This is a genomic window from Caldisericota bacterium (genome assembly GCA_034717215.1).
Lineage (GTDB): Bacteria > Caldisericota > Caldisericia > Caldisericales > Caldisericaceae > UBA646.
In genome coordinates, this window is sequence record JAYELD010000172.1 from 1 (window position 1) to 4,036 (window position 4,036).

At 42.9% G+C, this 4,036-nt stretch carries 5 protein-coding genes; all 5 read left to right on the plus strand.

The features are described from left to right. On the plus strand, window positions 1-471 hold a 471-nt coding region (locus U9Q18_07035), incomplete at its 5' end, for a cohesin domain-containing protein (GenBank protein MEA3314112.1). A gap of 54 nt (window positions 472-525) precedes the next feature. After that, the gene (locus tag U9Q18_07040) at window positions 526-1,770 is read left to right on the plus strand and encodes an ABC transporter substrate-binding protein (protein MEA3314113.1); all 1,245 of its coding nucleotides are present in this window, start codon (window positions 526-528) and stop codon (window positions 1,768-1,770) included. Between the two features lie 93 nt (window positions 1,771-1,863). Next, window positions 1,864-2,730, plus strand: a complete 867-nt coding sequence (locus U9Q18_07045; protein MEA3314114.1) for a DUF364 domain-containing protein — start codon at window positions 1,864-1,866, stop codon at window positions 2,728-2,730. Between the two features lie 15 nt (window positions 2,731-2,745). Next, window positions 2,746-3,210: a pyridoxamine 5'-phosphate oxidase family protein gene (locus U9Q18_07050; GenBank protein MEA3314115.1), complete on the plus strand. Its 465-nt coding sequence runs from the start codon at window positions 2,746-2,748 to the stop codon at window positions 3,208-3,210. Window positions 3,211-3,228: 18 nt separating this feature from the next. Next, a partial coding sequence (locus U9Q18_07055; GenBank protein MEA3314116.1) for a DUF364 domain-containing protein occupies window positions 3,229-4,036 on the plus strand: 808 nt, incomplete at its 3' end.

The window sequence follows — 4,036 nt, forward strand, 5'->3', positions numbered from 1 at the left end:
ATATTCGAGGGACTGCTTGTCGATACCGGAGCGAATGAAATATCCGCGCTCTGGTTCGATGCCGATGTAGCCATTGGAGTACCGGTTACGGTCAATGCTCCGGAAGTTGCAACCGACGCGTTTGATGCGACGATCGATGTGGAAGACATCGCTTCCATGAATGGAGGACAGTTCGATCTCTCGTTCGATTCGAGTGTTGTGAATGTGACCGATGTCAGTGCAGGAGAGATAGGCGGCACAACGGTACCACTTGTTGACTGGCGTTTCATGGATGCGGACACGATCAGGGTGATCTTCAAACTCTCCGGAGCCGATGGAGTGAGTGGATCAGGATACGTGATGAAGATAGGCTTCGAGATAACCGGATCGGATGGCGATACCAGCATTCTGGATATATCCGATGGGGTGCTCTCTGACACGGAAGCGGATGAGATACCCGCAACATGGACAGACGATGAGGTGACTGTATGACATCTCAACAGGAACATATAAGTAAACAGAATAAAACTTTAGGAGGTAATTAACATGAAAACAAGTACAATATTGGTTGGACTAACCATGAGTTTGCTGCTGCTTGCGTTGCCAGCCGCAGCATCTGACTACACGCTTGGCGTCTTCGGGAACGCGAACGAGGACGACACGATAAACATGCAGGATGTGACCTATACCGAACTGATCATCCTCGAATACAAGGACCAGACACAACTTGCAGATGGCAAGCACGATGACAGGATCAACATGCAGGATGTGACGCAGATCGAGCTGATCATACTTGAGAGGGAGAAGGAGCTCACGGTTCTGGATGCCACTGATAGAATCGTTACGATAAACAAGCCGGTAGAGAGGATAGCCAGCTCGAGCATGCCGCAGGATATTCGAACAATTTGCGCACTTGGTGCGGCGGATAAAATCGTTGGAATCCCGGACATTATTACTGATGAGGCAGATAGGTTCCCAGCTATATATATACCGCATCCCGAGCTTCTAGAACTTCCGATCGCAGGCAGTCCCTATTTCGGGGGTCCATACTTAGAAGTAATAGCATCGCTCGAGCCAGATCTGGTTCTTGTCAGCTATGCTGATGCTGATGCAGTCCAGGAAGCCGTAGGTGTACCAACGATAGCAGTTCCAGCCATAGACATGAACGCTCTTGCCTTCAAGGGGTTTAAATGGTTGAAGATGATGGGTTATGTTCTTGGCGAACAGGAAAGAGCAGAATACCTGAGTTCATACTTCAACGATAAGCTCGATGAAGTAAGTGATGTTACATCAGAGATAGACGAGAAGCCGGAGGTGTATCTTGCGTTCTGGACTGATTTTACATACACCCCTGCCACCTATGCACCAGTAGAAGTAGCTGGCGGTATAAATGTGGCTGATGACCCGGGAACATACGGACCATACGGCTCTTTTATGTGGCAAGTCTCAAAGGAACAGATCATCACATGGAATCCTGACAGAATCCTGATTCATAGTTACATACCAACTATGCATATGATCTCAATGGATGACGTTCTCGACGACCTCGATTTACAGACTATACCTGCTGTAGAGAACAAGGATATCTATTATACAAAAGGCTTCCAGTTTGGCTGGGATCCAGCAACAGGCGTTGTCGAGTGTTTCTATATGGCTAAACTCTTCCATCCAGATGAATTCGCAGGTTTAGACGTAGAGGGGGAGGGCAACGAGATACTTGAGGAAGTTTACGGTGTTGATGGTATCTGGACAGAGATGAATGATATGTTCGACCTTCACACATGGGATTGAACAGAAAGAGATACCAGCAGAAGAAGGATATAAAAGGTTTATGGGGGGAATATATTTTTCATTTCCTCCTTTTTTAATTACAGAGGCATGAAAATGGATATAATAAAAGACACGATAAAAGAGCTTGAGAATTTGAATGTAAATGGAACGCTGTCCAATATAATTGTAACCAGGACGCAGTACACCCCGTGGACAATGAGCTATGTAAAATATGACGATGGCACAGTTGGCTGTGGTTTAGCGAACAATGAACTAAAGATTCCTGAAGATGTAACATTTATAAAGGAATTACTCAATTTGGATGCTTACGAAGCTATGAGCAGGTTGGAGTGTTTTGAGAATGATGTATTTATAAACTCAATAAGGGTTTCAATAGCCTCTGCGCTCTCATACAGATTGATGAATGATGAAAATACTTTAAAAAAAGAAGGGGTTATTGTTGAAACTTATAATGCTCCAAACCTCCCTCTTTTTAACCCCTCAAAATTCGTGAAGAGTTCAGATATAGTGGCAATGGTTGGATTTCATCAGATTGCAACTCCATTATGTGCAGAAATTGTAAAAGAAGTAAACGTTACCGAACTTATGGATTTAAAGGAACTCTCTGTTATAGATTTCGATAATGAGGACTCTAATATAAAAATTTTCCCAGCCGAGAAGGGTAAGGAAGTTTTAAGCAGAGCTGACGTAGTGTATATAACGGGCGAAACTATCGTAAATGGCACAATAGGGAAAATCCTTGAATTCTCCAAAAATGCCAGGACGAGAATAGTCTATGGTCCAACTTCGTCTTTTTATCCTGAGGTGCTCTTTAGAGGGGGTGTGGACATCTCTCTTCCTTTCATCTTTCCAAATACACCCAATTTCCGACGACATTTTGTGTTAAGCAGAGGATGGTGGTATTTCATGGAAGGTGTAAAACAGTTGTTGATTAAAAGTAGTAAGGCAAAAGAAGAATGATATGGAGGAGAGAAAATGAGCATGAAGATGAGTGAAGAAATAAAACAGATGCTGGATGAGAACATCGTTTATCTGGCTACATCCACATCGGAAGGAAAGCCAAATGTGGTGCCCATTGGTCTGGTGCATGCGATAAGCGATAATGAAGTGTTGATTGTGGATGTGCGGCTCAAGAAGACAAGAAAGAATCTCGAAGAAAATGCTCATGTCGCAATTTCGTTCACAGATTTCAAAAGATGGGGATCCTATCAACTGAAGGGTGAAGCGAAAATATTCAAAAGCGGGGAGATTTACGAGAAAGCTTTTGATGTGATAAAGAAAACGGCTGAGAAACGAGAAGAACCAGTTGGAAAAATAGACGATCCGGAGATGAGTAAAAGAGCAAAGAAGATAAAAGAAATGCTTAAAAACCCAAATCCGAAAGCTGCTGTGTTAATAACCATCGAAGAAATATACTCGCACATGCCTAAATCGGATTGAAGAAAAAAAAGTGATAAGATGGATATAATAAAAGAGACTGTGAAAGAGCTTGGTAATCTGGGTATAAATGGAACGCTTTCAGACGTAGTTATCACCAGTTTTGCTCCGTGGACACTTAGTTATGTGAGATATGACGACGGTACAATTGGGTGCGGTTGCGCATACAATGAAGCAGAAGGGGGGATACCAGAAGATGTATCGTTCATAAAAGACCTGCTTAGTTTGAATGCTTACGACGTCTTAGACGAATTGGAGAGTTTAGAGAAGAGTGTATTCATAAACTCGCTGAGGACGTCAATAACCTCTGCACTCTCTTACAGGTTGATGAATGATGGGAACGGATTGAAAGAAGAAGGGTATGATGTTGAAGCCTACTATGCTTCAACCACAGCTCTTTTTGATCCTTCGAGATTCGTGAAAACATCGGATAAAGTAGCGATAGTTGGGTTTCCATCGTGGGCTATTCATCAATATGCCAAGATTGCGAATGAAGTGCATATTACCGAACTTATGGATCTGAAGCAGTTATCTGTTGTAGATTTTGGTGCTGATAAAAAATCCAACGTAAGAATATTTCCCGCTGATAAGAACAAAGAAGTTCTAAGTAAGGCTGATGTCGTTTACATAACCGGTGCTACCGTAGTGAACGGCACAATCAATGAACTTCTCGAGTTCTCCAAAGATGCCAGGACAAGAATAATCTATGGACCTTCATCGGCTTTTTATCCCAAAGTTCTTTTTGAACGAGGCGTGAACATTTCTCTGCCGATAATCTTTCCGAATACACCTGATTTCAAAAGACGATTCGCACTGAGTCGAGGTTATT